The sequence below is a fragment of the Caproicibacter sp. BJN0012 genome, assembly GCF_035986805.1.
Lineage (GTDB): Bacteria > Bacillota > Clostridia > Oscillospirales > Acutalibacteraceae > Caproicibacter.
Genome location: NZ_CP142518.1, coordinates 886,016 through 904,116, shown reverse-complemented (window position 1 = coordinate 904,116; position 18,101 = coordinate 886,016). Strand labels below are relative to the sequence as shown.

General features: G+C 44.2%; 17 protein-coding genes and 1 pseudogene. 6 read left to right on the top strand and 12 right to left on the bottom strand.

Features of this window, described 5'->3' with window-relative positions:
• Positions 1 to 198 precede the first annotated feature (198 nt).
• The 6 genes and pseudogenes from VA597_RS04340 to VA597_RS04320 form a co-directional block, all read right to left on the bottom strand.
• Positions 199 to 702 (bottom strand): hypothetical protein, encoded by a 504-nt coding sequence (locus VA597_RS04340; RefSeq protein WP_326975291.1) that lies wholly within the window; start codon positions 700 to 702, stop codon positions 199 to 201.
• A gap of 129 nt (positions 703 to 831) precedes the next feature.
• On the bottom strand, positions 832 to 1,431 hold the full coding sequence (locus tag VA597_RS04335) for a hypothetical protein (protein ID WP_326975290.1): 600 nt from the start codon (positions 1,429 to 1,431) through the stop codon (positions 832 to 834).
• Positions 1,432 to 1,437: 6 nt separating this feature from the next.
• Positions 1,438 to 1,632 (bottom strand): annotated as a pseudogene (locus VA597_RS17720) (RHS repeat-associated core domain-containing protein); the annotation flags it as partial.
• The gene (locus VA597_RS04330) at positions 1,538 to 2,041 is read right to left on the bottom strand and encodes a hypothetical protein (protein WP_326975289.1); all 504 of its coding nucleotides are present in this window, start codon (positions 2,039 to 2,041) and stop codon (positions 1,538 to 1,540) included. The gene VA597_RS04330 and the pseudogene VA597_RS17720, both read right to left, overlap by 95 nt.
• 226 nt (positions 2,042 to 2,267) lie before the next feature.
• Entirely contained in the window at positions 2,268 to 2,735 is a 468-nt protein-coding gene (locus tag VA597_RS04325; protein ID WP_326975288.1) for a hypothetical protein, read from the bottom strand.
• 13 nt (positions 2,736 to 2,748) lie between these two features.
• Complete coding sequence (locus VA597_RS04320) at positions 2,749 to 8,934, bottom strand: DNRLRE domain-containing protein (protein ID WP_326975287.1); 6,186 nt, start codon at positions 8,932 to 8,934, stop codon at positions 2,749 to 2,751.
• Positions 8,935 to 9,476: 542 nt separating this feature from the next.
• Here VA597_RS04320 and VA597_RS04315 point away from each other — a divergent pair.
• Positions 9,477 to 9,821: a helix-turn-helix domain-containing protein gene (locus tag VA597_RS04315; RefSeq protein ID WP_326975286.1), complete on the top strand. Its 345-nt coding sequence runs from the start codon at positions 9,477 to 9,479 to the stop codon at positions 9,819 to 9,821.
• 68 nt (positions 9,822 to 9,889) lie between these two features.
• Here the strand turns inward: VA597_RS04315 and VA597_RS04310 are convergent, their stop codons facing one another.
• Together VA597_RS04310 and VA597_RS04305 are read right to left on the bottom strand one after the other, a co-directional pair.
• Positions 9,890 to 10,459, bottom strand: a complete 570-nt coding sequence (locus VA597_RS04310; protein WP_326975285.1) for a GerAB/ArcD/ProY family transporter — start codon at positions 10,457 to 10,459, stop codon at positions 9,890 to 9,892.
• On the bottom strand, positions 10,456 to 10,785 hold the full coding sequence (locus tag VA597_RS04305) for a spore germination protein (RefSeq protein WP_326975284.1): 330 nt from the start codon (positions 10,783 to 10,785) through the stop codon (positions 10,456 to 10,458). Before VA597_RS04305 ends, VA597_RS04310 begins: the two co-directional genes overlap by 4 nt.
• 412 nt (positions 10,786 to 11,197) lie before the next feature.
• Between VA597_RS04305 and VA597_RS04300 the strand changes: the two genes are divergently transcribed.
• From VA597_RS04300 to VA597_RS04285, 4 genes are all read left to right on the top strand, one after another.
• Positions 11,198 to 12,403, top strand: coding sequence for a DUF3440 domain-containing protein (locus VA597_RS04300; protein ID WP_326975283.1), 1,206 nt, complete (start codon positions 11,198 to 11,200; stop codon positions 12,401 to 12,403).
• Positions 12,375 to 12,836: a GNAT family N-acetyltransferase gene (locus VA597_RS04295; protein WP_326975282.1), complete on the top strand. Its 462-nt coding sequence runs from the start codon at positions 12,375 to 12,377 to the stop codon at positions 12,834 to 12,836. Before VA597_RS04300 ends, VA597_RS04295 begins: the two co-directional genes overlap by 29 nt.
• Complete coding sequence (locus VA597_RS04290; protein WP_326975281.1) at positions 12,790 to 13,461, top strand: IbrB-like domain-containing protein; 672 nt, start codon at positions 12,790 to 12,792, stop codon at positions 13,459 to 13,461. Before VA597_RS04295 ends, VA597_RS04290 begins: the two co-directional genes overlap by 47 nt.
• 106 nt (positions 13,462 to 13,567) lie before the next feature.
• The gene (locus tag VA597_RS04285) at positions 13,568 to 14,770 is read left to right on the top strand and encodes a DNA polymerase IV (protein ID WP_326975280.1); all 1,203 of its coding nucleotides are present in this window, start codon (positions 13,568 to 13,570) and stop codon (positions 14,768 to 14,770) included.
• A gap of 368 nt (positions 14,771 to 15,138) precedes the next feature.
• On the opposite strand, the gene VA597_RS04280 is transcribed toward VA597_RS04285, so the two are convergent.
• The 3 genes from VA597_RS04280 to VA597_RS04270 all read right to left on the bottom strand — a co-directional run bounded on the left by VA597_RS04280 (position 15,139) and on the right by VA597_RS04270 (position 17,100).
• On the bottom strand, positions 15,139 to 15,390 hold the full coding sequence (locus VA597_RS04280; protein WP_326975279.1) for a flagellar export protein FliJ: 252 nt from the start codon (positions 15,388 to 15,390) through the stop codon (positions 15,139 to 15,141).
• Between the two features lie 158 nt (positions 15,391 to 15,548).
• Positions 15,549 to 15,842, bottom strand: a complete 294-nt coding sequence (locus tag VA597_RS04275) for a helix-turn-helix domain-containing protein (protein ID WP_326975278.1) — start codon at positions 15,840 to 15,842, stop codon at positions 15,549 to 15,551.
• Positions 15,843 to 16,071: 229 nt separating this feature from the next.
• Positions 16,072 to 17,100 (bottom strand): GGDEF domain-containing protein, encoded by a 1,029-nt coding sequence (locus tag VA597_RS04270; protein ID WP_326975277.1) that lies wholly within the window; start codon positions 17,098 to 17,100, stop codon positions 16,072 to 16,074.
• Between the two features lie 248 nt (positions 17,101 to 17,348).
• Between VA597_RS04270 and VA597_RS04265 the strand changes: the two genes are divergently transcribed.
• The gene (locus tag VA597_RS04265; protein WP_326975276.1) at positions 17,349 to 17,690 is read left to right on the top strand and encodes a helix-turn-helix domain-containing protein; all 342 of its coding nucleotides are present in this window, start codon (positions 17,349 to 17,351) and stop codon (positions 17,688 to 17,690) included.
• A gap of 27 nt (positions 17,691 to 17,717) precedes the next feature.
• Here the strand turns inward: VA597_RS04265 and VA597_RS04260 are convergent, their stop codons facing one another.
• Positions 17,718 to 18,101, bottom strand: coding sequence for a hypothetical protein (locus VA597_RS04260; protein ID WP_326975275.1), 384 nt, complete (start codon positions 18,099 to 18,101; stop codon positions 17,718 to 17,720).

Genomic DNA, 18,101 nt, shown 5'->3' with positions numbered 1-18,101 from the left:
ATGCCTTTCCAGGTGAAGCTTATGCCATCCCGGTAAATGAGCGTGAAGTCCAACCGCCGTAAGGTTCCCTCAATTCGTCACAGAAAAAGGCTGTTGCATGGCAATCGCCCTGCAGCAGTCTTTTATTCTTAATATTGTGAAATCTCCCTACAGACAAGAGCATTATTTAATACAGGATATGCACCAAGTCAGTAAAATCTACCTCGAACTGATATGTATGATTTCTCCATCAATAGTTAATTCATAATTTTGCCCGATACCTTCAACATATGAACAATAAGTTGTACTTGGATCTATAGATGACTTATTTTTTTGAAATATTGAATTTCTATTGTCTGAAATATTAATGAGATCTTTTGAAGAAATATCAGATACTAAAACATAATAATCATCCGTATGTTTACACCGATAGACGCTTATCATACAAATTTTTTCGTTATCTCCCTGCCAAGTCTTAGAGAATACTTCTTCAGAGATTAAGGAAGTACCTATTCCCCAGCCATTCTTAACTTTTGGGATAACCGTGTACACTTCCGCTTCTTGATAAGTATATAGGATCAAAGCTGAATTTTTCCCTTCAATAACAGTATTCATATCGCCCATAACCGAATAGTTAAAAACATGTTGCGGAGACGAAAAAGTTATGAAACGATTTTCAACAGGTATAAAGTATGATCCGGTGCACAAAACCATTGCAACCAAAAAGGAAATAACGATTAGCTTTTTTTTTAGGATTTTCTTATGCTTTTTGTAGATGACCAGGAATCCTAGAAAGAGTAATATGAAAACAAATATTCTAACAATACCATACCACAATTTTGATTTTCTCCCCTAATCTGTTGGTTGTGGAGAGGTGTACACCTGCCCCGTTTTAGAAAATATCACTGCTGTTGCGATAAGCCAACCGCTGGCACTTACATTTAAGTAATCAGTTTGATTGCTTTTATCGCTCAATCTGGCCGTAGTTGCGTTTTCATATCCTAATTTCAATTCTGTCAACGAAGCCCGTAATCCATAGCTATTGGATGCAGTTCCATTTTTCACTATTCCAGATACACCTATGTTAGTCAGTCCCAAACTTATATTCAGAGTAAAATTAGGTGCATTAATTTTTAATCCTGCTGATGATGACTCAGAATGACCGCTCACCCCTATTGCATAAACAGAAATTGGTTTTGATGAGTTTCCTTGTTCGGATACTGTCGTAGTGGATTTCGTTCCCGTTTTGGCCGTAATAGGAAGTGGGTTAGGAAGCGTGTAATGGCTTTCTTTCTCGTATTCACTTACGACTGTGTAACTTGCGCCGAATGCAGCGTTGGCAAAATTTACGATTGCTGTTCCAACGCTTTTAAACCAATCACCGATCTCTTTCCAAAACAGACCGCCAAGATCAGAATGGTTTACAGGATTGTTGCCGCAGTATGCAAACAAATTATAGTCCCTTACGTCTCGGTTTGCTCCGATCTGCGCGTCCGCATTCAGAAATCTTCCGGTCGGCGGGTAGTAGTAACGACTGTTGAGGCAATACAGCCCTGTTTCAGAAACGTAGTAGTAGCCCCTGTAACGGATTCTTTTGACCAATCTGGTCGGTCGTAGTATCACTGGTACAGAGCAGCTTGCCCCAGGCGTCATAGGTGTATTCGACTACCAAATTGACATTGCTGTCGACGATACCGGTCACGTCGCCCCGCACATTTCTCGTGTAATAATAAGCTGTGCCGTTATAAGTAAATCCGACCAAAGTGTTGTCGCTTTCATACAGGAACCATAATACGTCGCTGCCGGCCCGCTGGGCAACGATGGTGCTGCCGTCGAGGAAGTAATTGGTCGTTACTCCGTTAACAGTTCTACTGGTGCGGATTTCATTACTGTCATATGTATATTCCACAGTATATTCTACATCTTGGTTATTTACAATGGAAGATTTTAACTGTCGACCTGCCCAGGTGAAGCTCATGCCGTCCCGGTAAGTGAGCGGGTTACCGATTGCGTCGTAAGAAATATTGTAAATAACGTTCTGATGTTTATAGCTGGTCAGCAAGTCCTTCCAGTTCGTATTGCCATAGTAATAAATATGCTGTCGGTCGCTGTTCCCAGTGTGCCTGTCGTGTAAGCGTAATTTGTGATTATAGTAATATTCCCGCAATTTTATCACAAAAAGGCTGTCGCGTGACGATTTTAAAATCGCTTTGCGGCAGCCTTTTGTTCTACATATGAATTTTCTAAAAGCCATTATGGCATCAAGTCAGCCGCAATCTGAAACGGATTCATCCTATTATTTCAGCAATACACCCAATTTTCATATGCGGCAAGTAATGAACAATAAAATTTTTTCCCTTTTGATATCCTTTAGGAAACATAGATAAATCCAACTTACCTCCATTTGTAGTGATGAAACTAGCTTCTTGTGTAATAATGAGGAGTCCTTTTCTGCTGGCATCATCATCCGTTGCCTTACAATAAGCTGTCACGTACTCGCCTTTTAAAACCATAGGTAAGTCTAATATTCCGGGGATAACAATCGACCAAATTACAACTATACATAAAAAGGTACCGACCAACCTCGCAAATAAATTTAATTTTTTCACATTTCGAACCATAAATTCTCGTTTGGATGGAAAGGCTTTTTCAGGTTTTAAAACCACCTTAGAAACCATTGCCCTTATGACCCAAAAAATAACGATTAGACCAATTGCCCAAACAACATAAGAATATATTAAAATATCTAAATCCACTTATCTTACCGCCCTATCCATGAGTCCAGTACATTGGTCCAGATGGTACGCTACTTTGCGCCTCCTGCTCATAGCTTTCATATGCATCCTTCAGATAATTTATTAAAGCGGAAAAAGTAGTTGCACCAGAATCTGAAATAATACTTGCAGTAATGCCTTTTCCAACAACTTTAGCAGACATTCTGCTGGCAACACCATTCCTTATCTTCGTTATGCCAGAGGAAAACACTGCCGCCATACTATTCCTGCCCGTGGTTATACCTGGTACTTTGGCAGACAAGAATTTTCCTGCGGCTGCTCCTATCACAGTATCGGTTCCGGCATTTAGTAGTATTGTTCCGGCTGAGCGTTTTGTCCCGCCTGATGTAACATTCTCTAATGTCTGACCAATTAGAGTAGATGCACCAGCGGCAGTTGCCGCCCCTACTATAGGTCCAGCATACAATGCAACTACTCCTCCAATTGCACCGCCAACTGCGGCTCCGGCATATGTCTGCCAATCGGAAAATTTCCACTCACCACTAGCAACGCTTACCAATGCATCACTGACAAATTGGGCAGCCACTCCTGCCACTGCACCCACCGCACCCGCTATTAAATCATCTAAGCCAAACCACTGACCAGAGGAATCCGATCTGCTAATTGGATTATTATCACAATAAGCAAACATATTATATGAACTTACACGAGTTCCCACTCCGACCATACTATTTGCGTTTAACATTCGGCATGTCATCGGATCATAATATCTGTCGTTTAGGTAGTACAGCCCCGTTTCGGAGTCATAGTAGTAGCCTCTATAACGGAACGGATTCTTTTGACCGACCTGATCGGCCGAGTTATCCGTAATGCTGAGTAACTTACCCCAAGCGTCATACGTGTATTCGACTACCAAATTAACACTACTGTCAACGATACCGGTCACGTCGCCCTGCATGTTTTTCATATAATAATAGGCAGTGTCGTTATAGGTAAACCCGACTAAAGTTTTATCACTGTCATACAGGAACCATAACACGTCGCTTCCGGTCTGCTGAGCGATAATGGTACTACCGTCAAGGAAGTAATTTGTCGTTATTCCGTTAACGGTTTTGACAGTTCGGATTCCATTACTGTTATATGTATATTCCACAGTATATTCTACATCCTGACTGTTTGCAATGGAAGATTTTAACTGTCGGCCTTCCCAGGTGAAGTTCATACCGTCCCGGTACGTAAGAGGGTTTCCGATCGCGTCATAGGTCATGTTCTGCCCATCATAACCGGTCAGCAGGTCCTTCCAGTTGGTATTGCCGTAGTCGTAAGCAATGCTGCCGGTTTCCGTTCCCAGCGTGCCTGTGGTGTAGGCATAAGTTGTGACCGTCGTGATGTTCCCTCCGACATCGTAGCCATAGACTGTGCTGACCCCAGCCTTCTGATCATCCGCTCGCACGAGCTGGTTGAGCTGATCATAGGCATAGGTGGTTACATTACCATTGATATCGGTTGTAGAGCTAATATTGCTGTTGTCGTCATAGATATAGTGATACTGGGAAAGCGTGCTGTTGATGCCGCCTATTCTTCTATGGTTGTAATAAGTGTCCACCAGGGTCGTGGTTTTTGCATTCAAAACATTTACAAAACTTCGCTCTGCCCGGAACGTGGGGTCTTGCAGGGGAATCGGGTTAATATCCGTTTGGAACTCACGGTTCAAGGTAGTGTCATACGCATGGGTGATTTCTCCGCCGGACAGCATATACGTATTATGCTTCCGGTAGTCCACGCTGTAGTCGGCGGTTGCGGATTTGGATTGATTGGCAAAGGTACAGACATACCTTGTCGGACGGTCCATATTGTCGTAGACGTATTGAATTTCACTGCCGTCGGAAAGGAGTTGCCTGATCAGCCGGTCGCCAATGTCGTAGTAGAAATTGATTGATTTTACCGAGCCTTGATCATATTCTGTGATCTTTGCAAGGTTTCCGCGCGCATCGTAAAGATACTCGTAGGTTAAACTGTCATTTTTCAATACCATGTTCACACGATCGTAGGAATCATACAAATAGCCCAGCTTAAATCCATTCCCAAAGTTGGAAGACTGCAGGTTTCCGTTGCCGGGAGCAAAGGTATTAGCAATCAGATTTTGCGTGCCAACATTGATCGCCGTTGTGTTCCCATAGCCGTCCCGCTGGAAGGTATATGCAAATCCATTGTGCGTAATTTGACTCAGACGGTCGGCCGCATCGTATTCGTAGGCGGTTTCAACCATCCCCGCGCTGCTCAGCGCACTGGCCCCCGTCAGCAGGTTGTTTAGTGTATTATAGGTATAATACGTTGTGTTCCCCTTCGGGTCCGTCACCGAGTTGGTAAGACCCGTTGTGGTATCCACGCTATATGTTGTCGTTTTTTCTCGCTGATCTGACGTGGAAGTAAGATAGTTCCCATCCGGGCTATAGTTTTGTAATGTTTCCAGGTAGGGGAAATCAAAATAGACATAGCCTTCTTCACCGATGCTCCCCATAGACGTAGTCCCGACATTCCCATAGTCATCACAAAGATAATGGAACCCGATTCCTGTTTGGGCAGAGCGTGCGGAAACCAATCTATGTGGCTTTTTAGTCGAGCTGTTACTGTCATCGGAATCGTAGAAGTAGATATAACCTTGATTGAAGTTCGTGGCATTATTTTTGATGTTCGCGTTTCTGAGTTCCTGCGCATCCGTATAGGTGTATATCCTTGTGTTCTTTGCGTTCTGTGCCGATGTAACCAGTTTCCCGTTATTGTCGTAGGCAAAAGTGGTTCCGGTTTCATCCATATTCATCTGCAGAAACTTAAAGGTTGCTTCATTTGCATTCTTATAGTAAATAATGTGATAGATCACTTTGGAAATGGTCTTACCCACAATGATCTGTCTATCCTGGGACGCGGCTACTGGGCCGCTTGTATACTGTTCCCCATTGGTATCAGGATTAAAGGGAACAACAACAAACTCTGAATCCCCATCCGTATAATACAACCCTACATCTATTGCATAGTAGCGGCCATCCCTGCCAGTGGGTACGGAGCTTCCCGTCGATTTTGCCGAAACAACGAAAGCAATGCTGCTGGCCGGTTTGTTAATGTAGATTTGCTGATAGAAATTCTTATTCAAGGTCGGGTTGCCACCGATTCTCACATTTCCGTTGGACATACCGTCGCCGGAAGTGAAATTCGTAAATTCCCAATTCGTAGGAAGATAGTTTGCACTGAGACGAAAATCTCCGTTTTCAAGCAGATTATAAATATTTGCAATGCTTCCGGTTTCAAGTTGCAGACAGTCGAACCAAGCTGTGCCGTTCGCATAGCTCAAGCCGCCGTAGACCTCTACACGGGTCGTATTCTCAGGGACAGTGAACGTAAGAGAAGTCCTCTGCCAGTCATGAGTCCCAAATATTCCGTTCCCGTTGTAAACGGCGAGGCTGGTGGTATTGTTGAAACAGGCGACATAAAGGTTGGCTCCTAAACTCCCGCTGTCGGTTCTTACGACGGAGTCTGTTTTCACGTAACCCGACAGCGTATAAACCGTACCTGGAGTCAAATTAGTCAGCTTTTGAACTGCACCGCTGCGCTGCGGATGGGTTTGATTTTGTGTTATTTTCAACGATTTCATTCCAAGATAGGCCACCGTATTGTCCACACTGAACACGCCGCCCGGCGTTCCCCAATTAGAGCCGGTCCACGTTCCATCCTCGCGCTCCGCATTGTGATCGAGTAGCAGATTGTTGACCGGAATGCTTGTCGCCGCCTGTGCTGTGATTTTATTTGCCGTTGCATTCTTTATGGATTCGTCCGTATAAGCATAGGTTGCTGCCGAACCGTCCATTTTTACGATACTTGTTGTTCTCCCGACGATATCAAACGTATAGATTTCCTGCTGTGCCTGGGCGTCAGTCTGCCCGGATTTATAATATTTGAATGTCGTGGTGTTATCCGCATTATATGCAAAGGTGACTTTATTCCCGGTGTCTCCCGCGGCAGAATATTCCGCCACCTCCTTTACCCGGTTTTGGACGGACGGATCGCTGCTGTCGTAATAACCGTATTGCACGTAAGTGCCGTCAACATTGGTCACTTTCTGAAGTTGATTGCTGGAGTTGTACATAAACTGTACGGTCTTACTGTCCGGATAATCGATGGAAGTCAAATTTCCTCCGATGTAATGCAGCAGAGTTTGTCTGCCGTCCGGCGCGGTAACGGCCGTGACCGCCCCTGAACCCGAATATTCGACATGGGTTACTCTTCCTGCTCCGTCAGTAATCTGATTCATGAATGACCCATAGTACGCAAGCGTAAGATGGTTTCCTTCACTGTCATAAATTCTGTATAAATAGCCGCTGCCAGTAAATGTCTTTTTCGAGCCGTCCGAATATTGAATGGTATAATACTCGTTTCCTGCTCCGCCAGAAGTAATTACAAGATTGAGTCCATCCTCATCAATAATTCGCGCGGAGTTATTGGGGTCTACCTTAAAATAATGCTCGGTTCCGTCCTCATCCAAATAGACAAATCTATATCCGTTTTGAGCAAGAAGTTTAAATTTTGCTTTCTCAATAGCATTCGTCCCTGATGCTTCGCTGACCGGATCGACACGCTGACTGAGATTGCTTTGCCATCCCCAGCCGTAAATGTCGCCCTTTAAAGAATCTTTAAAATGCGTACCGGAACGGAAATTGTTGTAGGTAATGAAGAAATCCAACGGTACTCGTTCGCCGGTTGTGCTCATGATCGGAGTGGTAAAAACCAGATTGCCGGAATAATCGTTGACATATCCCGTACCCGCACGACCTACCGATTGCCTATGATAGCTCCAATATTCTTCCAGTCCGGCGTTATTGGTAAAATAGATAGCGATTGTCGGATAGATATTCGTTGCATCCGGATAATTTGAAGTATAGTAAACATTCCTCACAGCGGCACTTTCATTAGCAGCTTTCAATACGATCCCGTTATTCGCCGTCCCGTTATACCATTTTTTCACCAGCTTCGTAATATCCCAAGTATTGAAGGTGTTTGCTGTAGACTGAGAGACATTGAAATAATCCAGAATAGGCCCATTGATTGCACTGTTTACAGCAGTCAGGGAATTATCCCATGTAACAGTACTCTCAGACCATGCCGAATTCATTGCGTATGCATTGATCTGCATGCTTGCGCTGGATGGATTCAATCCATCCGAACGTTGAGCCAGATTGAGTATTGCACCTGCTATCATATCCCCTTTGGAAAATGTCGGAAGGGTAAACTTGACCAAAATTCGGCAAACCTTATAATTGGTCGTCTCATTTCCTATGTACATGGTCCCCATTGTATTGTTGACGCCAGCCTGGTTATGATACCCGGCTCCAGAGCAGATAAAGGTATCCTGAATGGCAGAGGAGCTCTGAGTTGTAAATACCGTAGGATCAACCGTAATGGGGTATGAACGATTTGTCTCGTTCAGCCAGGTTTCATCAATATGTATCGCAGTTTTTAAAATTCCTTGATCCTGTGACAGTATGGTAAAGGAAAAAGAATTTCCGATTTCTCCGTTTGCATCAGATATTTGCGGCAAGTTGATCGAATAAATCGATGTCTCCTGCTTTGAATCGGATTCTTCAAACAGTTCGATAGTTTTGTCATCTTTTTGCTTCGCAGATAAGGCCCCGATTCGATAAGTTTCAGTAAACTGACTTTGCGCATCCTTTGTTTTTATAATGATGTTTTCCTTTACAGAACTCGAACTTATAAAATATTGCAAATCAACGCCGGGCAGTGCTTCTTTATAAAGAATTCTACTTTTGAGCTTTTTTAATCTTAGAAACTGGTCATTTTGACTTTCGCTACTGCCGATATTTTCTTTCTCTATGACTTCCGATTCCGCTCCGTCCGCACCATCCAGTCCCCAGCTGATTGAATAATCACCGGCCTTCAGGGTTACGGCTTTACTATCCTTTAAACGCTTTTCAAGCCTGACTTTCATCTTCCCGGCACTATTTTCAAGCTGTCGGGCATCTTCCGGCGCTTTGTCATCAACAACGCTCAAGGTATTATCAATGTCCTGCCATGTCCCGGTGCTGTCCTTATAATGAATTGCTTCACCATAAGCAGCCTTCATAAATGTGCCGTTACTCATCAGAAACGTTTTTGTGCTTTCTGTGCGCTTCTCACCGAATTCGGCCAAAACTTCTAATGCTTTCTCCATTTTTCTCCTTTCGTCGTTAAATACGACCACGGCAATTTGAAATAACTATATGATTGACAGTAGAACTTAGAACTGTCTCCACTTCAGCAAATTAAAAACAATTAGCCTTAATGGAAATTATTTACAATACCTTTGTTTACATAATATTACAATTTTTTTATTATGTCAACCTCCAATTCCCACGAATGGAAAGGTTTGGACTAAAGGCTGGATCCCGATATTCGTAAAATTTACAATTTCTTTCAGTAAAATAAGATAAATCGCTTTATCATCTGAATCAGCTATTTACATATTTAAAAGAAAAATATACTTGTTACATCTCAGCGCTATATAAAAAAGCGCAAACCAGGATCTCGCGTCCGGTTGCCGGCTTATGAAGGTGATCATCTTAAGCCTTTTGACAACTATCGTAATCATTTTTCGCTTGAAATCGAGATATATAGTAACCATTTTAAACTAAATAATTATTATAACATGTTGAAGCTTCCCCTCTGTTAGAGTATTCTTTTGGAGAATATGAAACGAAGGAGGGGAGGGAATCTGTGGGCAAACTAAAAATTGCAGTTGGTGAAAGAATCAGCAAATTGCGGAATATCCGAGGCTGGAGCCAGGAGGAACTGGCCAATAAAGCGGACATGAACAGATCCTATATCGGGCAAATAGAACGGGGTGAAAGGAGCGTCACAGTCGATGTTCTGGAACGGATCGCAGGGGCATTTGATATCACAGTTGAGGAACTATTCAGGCATCTGCAGCTTCCGAAAGAGCAGCGCGATAACACCGTTCTGTCTTCTATCCTTGAGCTATTGAATGGGACAAGCATTGAAAATCAGAAGGTTATCCTGGATGTCATCCATTGTCTCGAAAAGTGGAATCCGCTGACTTGATATCCGTTTTGAATAGGAAAAGGCGCCCTTACACGCATTACGTGTAAGGCGCCTTTTATATTTGAGTTTTATGACCCGTTTGCGGGCTTTCGTGGCTTGCAAACAGAAATCAAAAGGATAAGCAAAGGGAAGGCTACGAAAAGCCCCAGGTACAAAGCTGGAACAATTTTTGATGCAACAAACATCTTCTCCATGGCGCTTTTTTGCAGAAGACAGGAAAGCACGGCGGCCGCCACGGCCGCGGGTATAATCAGCCTTCTGTATTCTTTCAGTCCGAATACTTCGGCGATGCTCCTGCAAGCACCATAAAGGCAGAGGCTGATTTTGATAACGATGGTCAAAGCCACATTGACGTCAAACAGGGCCTCCACGGAGAACGGCAGCGGAGTTAGCTTGAAAACCACAAAAGAAGGATAAACTTCACGCGATGCCATATCCGCACCTAAAACCATCAGGTTGCGGCAAACCACCAGGAATAAGGTAAGCCCTACGACAAAGACGGCGATAGAAGATGATTTCACAAGCTTTTTCTGATTGTTAAGGCTTGGGAAAACCGTCAGGAAGAGAAAAATTTTGCTGAACGGAACCATTGCGGTTCCGAAACCGAATTTGAGTACCGGAGCAAAGCCTTTACTCAAAAAAGGTTCAAGGATGTGAGACCATCCGTAAACAATATGGCATCACCCGAGAGGATGAAGACGACCACTTCTCCGAAATCGTTGATTTCCTTTGTCGAACAGGTGCTGATCAGCTTGTCCTTTAGGTAATCGCTGAATTGTCTTCGGGCATTTGGATCATATCGGTAGGACATGATGTGCGCGACGATGTCGCGGTCCATCAGGTCTTTATCGGACAGCCCTTCCATGCAGGCGATTAAAACGGACGGGCCTTTATCGACCGGAAGCTTTTTCACGATGAAATCCGAGCTCTTGCCGATTGTGTCGAAAAGCTGTTTTTCAGTCACATTGATATCGCTCGGAATCGGCGTGGAAGCCTTCCTTTGTTCCGTGTCCCCATTTTTCTGAAAGCTACCTTTTGAGCGGATGCTCTTGTAAAATTTCTTAAATCGTCCTAAAATAGTAATCAAACCTCCTAATATAGTAATCTTATTTTCCCCTATATCGAAGAAAAAGTGAGATGTAATATATTCCAGAAGGAGGCTTTTTTAATTTGAAATGTCGAAATCTGTCATATGAACGAGGCTTGCCAATACGGCGAGGTGAGTTGCTTGTCGGCTGTAAAAGAAGGTGCTCCCGATTTCAAAGATTTATACGAATAAGGATGTCCTGACCGCGGCCAGAGAGAGGTTCAATATCATTTTCTCCAGCTTCTCTCGATTTTATCTCTGCATCTCCGGAGGAAAGGACTCGTCCGTGATGTTACAGCTCTGTGCGGAGATTGCGCGGCAAAGAAAACGAAAATTCAGTGTCATGATCATCGACCTCGAAAGTCAATACAAGGCAACCATTGAACATGTTGAAAAACTGCGGGAGATCACGGCTGATGTGGTGGACCGTTTTTATTGGTGCTGCATGCCTCTTTCTCTGCGCAACGCGGTTTCCGTCATCCAGCCCACCTGGATCTGCTGGGACGAAAACGAGCGGGACAAATGGGTTCGGCCCATGCCAACCTATGACTGTGTTGTCAACGAACACAATTACCCGCGGGAGTGGACATGGTTTCGCAAGGGCATGGAGTTTGAGGAATTCGACTACGAATTTTGTCAGTGGTTCCAGAAGCAGGCGGGCGTTCCGGTGGCGGTCGGCATCGCCATCCGAAGCGACGAAAGCCTGAATCGGTTCAACACCATTATCAATCAGACAAAGCAGACGTTCCGGGACTACGCTTGGACGACGAAAGTACATACTCCTGAACCGGATTGCGATGTCTATAATTTTTATCCTCTGTACGATTGGAGGACCGAGGATATATGGGGAGCCGTGAGCAGACTCGACTTGGAATTTAACGAAATTTACGAGTTGATGTATAAGAACGGCCTGAAAATTTCCCAGCAGCGGCTGTGTCAGCCCTATGGGGATGATCAGCGCAACGGCCTCGATCAGTTCCGTGCGCTGGAGCCGGAGACCTGGGAAAAGGTTGTCAATCGCGTTCACGGCGTGAATTTCGGAAATATTTATGCCAGAACTTCCCTACTCGGGAACATGAGATCGGAAAAGCCTGCGGGGATGACCTGGCAGCAATATGCCGTATTCCTGCTGGAGAGCTTGGGGCTTTATGCCCCTGAGCTCCGGGATCATTACTACCTGAAAATCAAGACCTTTTTTCGATGGTGGGAACGGCATCATGGCATCCGGATCGAAGACGTTCCGGACGAAGCGAACAAATCGCTGGAGAGCCACGGGAAGGTTCCGAGCTGGCGGCGAGTGGCTCGTGCCGTCGAAAAAAACGATTTCTGGATGCGGCGTCTTGGCTTCGGTCAAACAAAAACGGATGTCCAGCTTCTGAAGCGACTGCGACGGAAATACCGAAGCCTGATCCGGCTGGAGGATATTAAGGACGGGAAATTGCGGGATGCGATTCGGGAGGATGAATATGGACAACATTCAGTGCTACGAAGGTAATTACGACCGGTCTATTTTCTACTCCAAGATGGGGCGCTTTTTCGCGGAGGAACGCTATATCCGGCAGATGCCCTATCTGCGGAATAAGCCGGAGAAGGTCTGGTTTACCGTTGAGTTGGATGGCCGGGTTGTCGCTTTTTCTTCTCTGGAGTTTCCGGGCGAGTACATCCTGTTTACGACGGAATGGGTGGAGCCGCGCTATCGCCGGAAGGGATTATTCAAGGCATTGACCGATGCCCGGTTTGCGTATTGCCGCGATCTTGACCTGCCGATCAAGACTTCAACGAACCTCGAATTCATCAGAGACTATTATCTGAAACAAGGATTCAGGGTTTATAGGACGACCAAGAATTATTGGTTTTTGTGCTGGAATAAGGAGGTGCCGTATGAAAGCAAATTGCAATTCTTTCACCGAGTTCAATCCGGAGCTTGAAAGCTGTATCGCGCAGCTCAGGCGGATTCTTGCCCCGATGGGACTGAGGGAAAAGATTCGGTCCCTGAATAGGGTTCGGAGGGCGTTGAGCCAAATATCCCCATTTTCAGATCCTGTTGATCTGGTGCAGTGGATTCCATCTGAAAACGTCCATGCGAACGACTACAACCCGAATAAGGTTGCGCCGGCGGAAATGAAGCTGCTCTATACCTCAATCCTTCTCGACGGTTTTACTCAACCCATCGTTTCCTACCACCTTGGCGGGGGCCAGTACGAGGTGACGGATGGCTTTCACCGCGACCGGATCGGAACGAATTACCCGGATATCTCAAAAAGAATGTATGGCTATCTCCCGCTTTCCGTGATCGATAAGCCGCTGGATGAACGCATCGGCTCGACCATCCGGCACAATCGGGCGCGCGGTACGCATCAGATTCGGTCGATGAGCGAGATTGTGCTTTCCCTTGCGAGAATGGGATGGAGCGATGAAAAAATCAGCCTGAATTTGGGCATGGAGCTGGACGAGATTATCAGGCTTAAACAGATCAGCGGGTTGAAGGAAGCATTCCAGAACCATGAGTTTTCAAAATCGTGGGAAGAGTTTGAGCATAAATATTATAGATGAAATGCGATGGTCCTCTTGCTTTTCCGCATTGTAAAACAAAACGTTGAAAGAGCGAGCGGGATCATTTATACTGGTATTGTAACTGAGGAGTGTGGGAGGGGATGCGATGAAAAAGGCTCAACAAGTCACTTTCCTTGTGGATATGAATGCCTTTTTCATTGGTTGCGAGGCCCTTCAGGACCCTTCCCTGAAAGACCGGCCGGCCGCCGTAGCAGGCGACCCGAAAAAGCGGAGTGGAATCATTTTAACCGCCAATTATGAAGCGAGAAAGTATGGAGTCAGGACTACCATGACGATCTATCAGGCTAAAAAATTATGTCCTGGGATCCTACTGGTTCCACCCCATCGAAAGCTATATGAAGAGAAATCTCAGGCGGTGATGGAACTCCTTGGCCGGTATACCCCAGTGATGGAACAAAACAGTATCGACGAAGCTTGGCTCGACATGACCGGATGCGAGGGTATTTGGGGAGAGCCCTTGGAGACCGCTCGTTCCATCATGGCGCAAATTAATACCGAACTTGGTTTGCAATGCTCCATTGGCATTTCGGAGAATAAATTCCTTGCTAAGATGGCTGCGGAACTAAAAAAACCGCAGGGGATTTCCACGTTATGGCAAGAGGAGGTACAAGAGAAGCTGTGGCCTCTGCCAGTTGGAGATTTATACGGAATCGGAAAACAGACTGCCGCCAAGCTGCAGGCTATGGGACTTCATACGATTGGCGAATTGGCGGCTTTCGGAAAGGACATTTTGCGTTCCAGGTTTGGCAAATATGGCGAAGAGATCTTTCTGCTGGCCAATGGGATCGATGATTCTCCGGTCGTTCCGCATGAAGAAGGAGAAAGAAAGTCGATAGGGCGATCCACGACAATGCCCCAGGACATCACTGATCTGAAATCTGCTAAGGACAAGATAGCAGACTTGGCCGAAGAAGTGGGGATTGATTTGAGACGGCTTGGCAAAAAGTGTTCAACGGTTCATATCACCGTGAAATATGCTGATTTTCAAACGGTCACCCGGCAGCAGACAATCCCAGCAACGGATCTCACCAGACAGATCGTTGCTACAGCGCAGGAATTATTGCATAAGAATTGGACAAACCAGGCGGTTCGACTATTGGGTATCAGTGTCAGCGGATTTGAAAGAACGGTGGAGGATGCCCAATTGTCTTTTTTCGCCTCACAAAACGACGTCAATAAGTTAGAGAAGGAAGAAAAGCTCGAACGGACAGTCGACAGCATTCGGGATAGGTACGGACTCGAAAGCGTGAAAAAAGCCGCATTTCTGGATCGAAAGGAAACCTCATGAGTCGTCGATCTGTCCTTGGTTGAATTCCTTCCCACCATGAGTCTGATATTGAAAAATGCCTATTGAGAGCGTTTATTCCAATCACGAAAGAGCAGTTCCACTTTAATTGATCGTTTTAGCTGGAGATGGCAGGGATGCATGACATTAAGGAATATCTGGATGAATACGCGCATTGGTATCCGGGGGCTTGGGAGAAATATGAAAGCTTTCGAAGCGCCCGCGGTCGGACTATCCATGATTGGCCAGAATGGTGTTATTGTCCTTTAGCGGCGTCATACATATAATTTTTAGGATTCAGAGTTCATCATAAATTAAGCTTTTACTATACAAAAGGAGTAACCAAAATCGGTTACTCCTTTTGATTTTTATCAATTTGCTTCCGGTTCAACCGGTTTCTGCAGATCCTTTATAAGTTGCAGCACTTCTTCCATGGACTTTCCACTATTTTTTACCGTGGAATACAATATTTCCAGATCCTGTTTCTTTTTTTGTTCCACTAATTCTTTCTTTTGGTCCTTCGCCTCACGGATTTTCTGCTGATAGGATTCAATCTCCACATCCAGATTATTGATTTGCTGTTCAAGAGTTTCAGAAGTTGCTTTTTTTCTACCTCTCGGCATGATAATCACTCCCCACAATAAATATCTTACGATAACGATTATACCACCGAATCCAGTCTTATATCATAAATCTTTCCTATTTTAGAATTTGTATCGGGTCTCAACCACTCTTTTCTTTAATGACAGGCTCTTTTTTGCCTGTTATACCTTGTGCATGCTCAAATATCATGCTTATCTCCCTCTTTCTCAAATTTTTTCCATGACATTTTTGCTATTTTTCTGTGATACAAGATCTGAAAGGTTTCCAGACTGCATTGATGTTTCAAAAGATCGTCAAGAGATATCGAAAATAAATTGCTAAGTGCAACTACAGTTTCCAGCGGCGGTTCTGTTTTGCCCAGTTCGTAATAAGTGTAGGTCGAGCGGTCGATATGTAAAATAGCTGCAACATCCTTTTGCGATAGTTCCAACATCCGGCGCATTATGCGAAGTTTTTCCCCCAATTGCTTCATCGCCTGACCCCTCTACCTTACGCTGGAATTATAATAGAAGTAGCAAAAGTAATCCAGATTACAAATCACTTCCGGAAATTGCATACAAGTCCCTCATTTCTTTAGTTTCTGATCTATTTGTATATAGTTCCATAAAAATATTCTATTACCTGCCATTTTTCATAAATGACAGGTAATAGTTGCAACGTGGATACTACGCACAAAGGAACTGGGAGATACAGCGCACAGCTTAACAGCTAACGCTATCACTCAGGCCATCGCCTGTCCCAAAATGTTGCCCGGGGGCTTGTACGCTATCCATAGGATTGCTTTGTGGATAATCGAAAAAGTTTTTAATAATTTTTTGATTATAGGAGATACAATTTCTTCCATTTCCTTTAGCGTGATAAAGTGCTTCATCTGCACATTTATAAAAATCTATAAATGAATCGTTACTCTGAGGTATACCCATAGCAATGCCAATGCTTACGGTCAGAAAGCTGCAAGTAAGGCCAGTGGTCACTTTAATTCCCAAACTGGTAACGGCTGATAATAGGTCACGTGCCATTTCCACAACATCGTCGTCTCTTATATCCGGCAATAATATAACAAACTCTTCGCCACCGATTCGGCTGATAATATCGGTTTTTCTCTTAAAGCATTCCCGCATTTTATCTGCGACTTGCTTCAAAATTTTATCGCCTTCCACATGGCCCAGTATGTCATTAAACCGTTTGAAGAAATCAATATCCACCAAAAGGACGCCGATGCTCTTTTGATCCCGTTGATAGAGTGCCCAGGCCGTATTTATTGCCTGTTCCAAGCCATTCCGATTCAAAAGGCGTGTAAGGTTGTCCGTATTGGCTTTTACTTTCAGAGCGTGGACTGTTTCAATTTCCTGAGTAACTGATTGAATAAACCTGAGAGAAGTCAGCCTTGCGGCAAAGAACGTTCCGATATTAACCACCATAAGTATAAGAAGCAACTCAAGATCTTTTTGAGTAAGGATAAACTGACTGGCCACTATGATTATAGTTACAATGAACAATCCTTTTGAAGCCCTTCCAGAAAGCACGAAAGACAAAGAACATATCATGAAAATAGCAGTACAAAGGATAGAAAAGCAGACGGTAAATATTTCGCCAATAGCTACCGCAGGCAACATAAGCAAAATCGCCATAGATATCCCAATAAAGATCGTCATACCAGCCCTTTGCCGATTATAGATTCTTATTCTGTTTTTCATTTGGAGTTCAAACCAATTTCCGTATTCCTCCATAACGTACTCCAATCTATTTCTTTAAATTGATTATATTTTGTTTTCCCCTCCGGCTATAGCCATGATATATTTTTGAGGATAAGGAATTACAATTAAACAATTTGTTAATTACCTGTGGGATCCAAATAACTTTTGATATCACTTCATATGCTTCTATTATATACACTATGGCATATATTTTGCAACCATAGCCGCTTATTTTTCCATGCTATAGAAGATAAAATATTGCTATGGCATGGAGGATGAAAATGGATATTTTATTAACACAAATCGGGAAAAGAATATTAGAACGCAGAAAACAAATGCGCTTTACACAGGAGGAATTGTCCGAGAAAGCCGGCATAACTCCACAGACAATTTCGTATGCCGAACTTGGCAAAAAGGCATTACGTCCGGAAAATATCATAAAAGTTTGTTCCGCATTGGAAATCAGCACAGATTATCTGTTGCTGGGAGAAGTTTCAGATAGGGATGTCTCCATTCTCGAACAAAAGATTTCGAGATTAACACCCGAGCAGTATAGATATCTTGAGGATATTATCAACAGCTACATATCCGCTGTTTCTAAGGTTTCCACTGAGAAGGCATAGAAGTCTAAAAACTCCTATGCCTCGTTTTTACTCGTTCCGAAACGCAGCTAAAGTATCGGCAATGGTGGAAAAGCCGTTTTTTCCCAGGAGAGCTTCCATACCCCCAGTATGGAGGCTCTCTGATTTCTGTGGCAATTTTCTCCCTTCCGAGGTTTCGTCTGATTCCGGGACAGAAGATATTTCTCGCCTGAGAATTCGGAGTACGATTTCTTCAATGACACGGCTATCCATAGGCGACGGCTGAGGAATTTCCGGTGTTTCCGGGCAGTTGAGATAGTGCAGAACGGCATTGACAATGAATTGGGCTTTGCGCCGTCCCTGTTGATTCAGGATGTCGATTACCTGCCGATGCGACGGGTCCATCGTGTTCAGCCCTATCGTGAATTTTCCAGGATTTCTTTTCTTCGCCAT

Bases quoted from the DNA above. Each gene is read 5' to 3' on its own strand.
- VA597_RS04320 (WP_326975287.1), bottom strand. From the start codon at position 8,934: ATGGAGAAAGCATTAGAAGTTTTGGCCGAATTCGGTGAGAAGCGCACA.
- VA597_RS04300 (WP_326975283.1), top strand. From the start codon at position 11,198: ATGTTACAGCTCTGTGCGGAGATTGCGCGGCAAAGAAAACGAAAATTC.
- VA597_RS04295 (WP_326975282.1), top strand. From the start codon at position 12,375: ATGGACAACATTCAGTGCTACGAAGGTAATTACGACCGGTCTATTTTC.
- VA597_RS04290 (WP_326975281.1), top strand. From the start codon at position 12,790: ATGAAAGCAAATTGCAATTCTTTCACCGAGTTCAATCCGGAGCTTGAA.
- VA597_RS04285 (WP_326975280.1), top strand. From the start codon at position 13,568: ATGAAAAAGGCTCAACAAGTCACTTTCCTTGTGGATATGAATGCCTTT.
- VA597_RS04280 (WP_326975279.1), bottom strand. From the start codon at position 15,390: ATGCCGAGAGGTAGAAAAAAAGCAACTTCTGAAACTCTTGAACAGCAA.
- VA597_RS04275 (WP_326975278.1), bottom strand. From the start codon at position 15,842: ATGAAGCAATTGGGGGAAAAACTTCGCATAATGCGCCGGATGTTGGAA.
- VA597_RS04270 (WP_326975277.1), bottom strand. From the start codon at position 17,100: ATGGAGGAATACGGAAATTGGTTTGAACTCCAAATGAAAAACAGAATA.
- VA597_RS04265 (WP_326975276.1), top strand. From the start codon at position 17,349: ATGGATATTTTATTAACACAAATCGGGAAAAGAATATTAGAACGCAGA.
- VA597_RS04260 (WP_326975275.1), bottom strand. From the start codon at position 18,101: ATGGCGAAGAAAAGAAATCCTGGAAAATTCACGATAGGGCTGAACACG.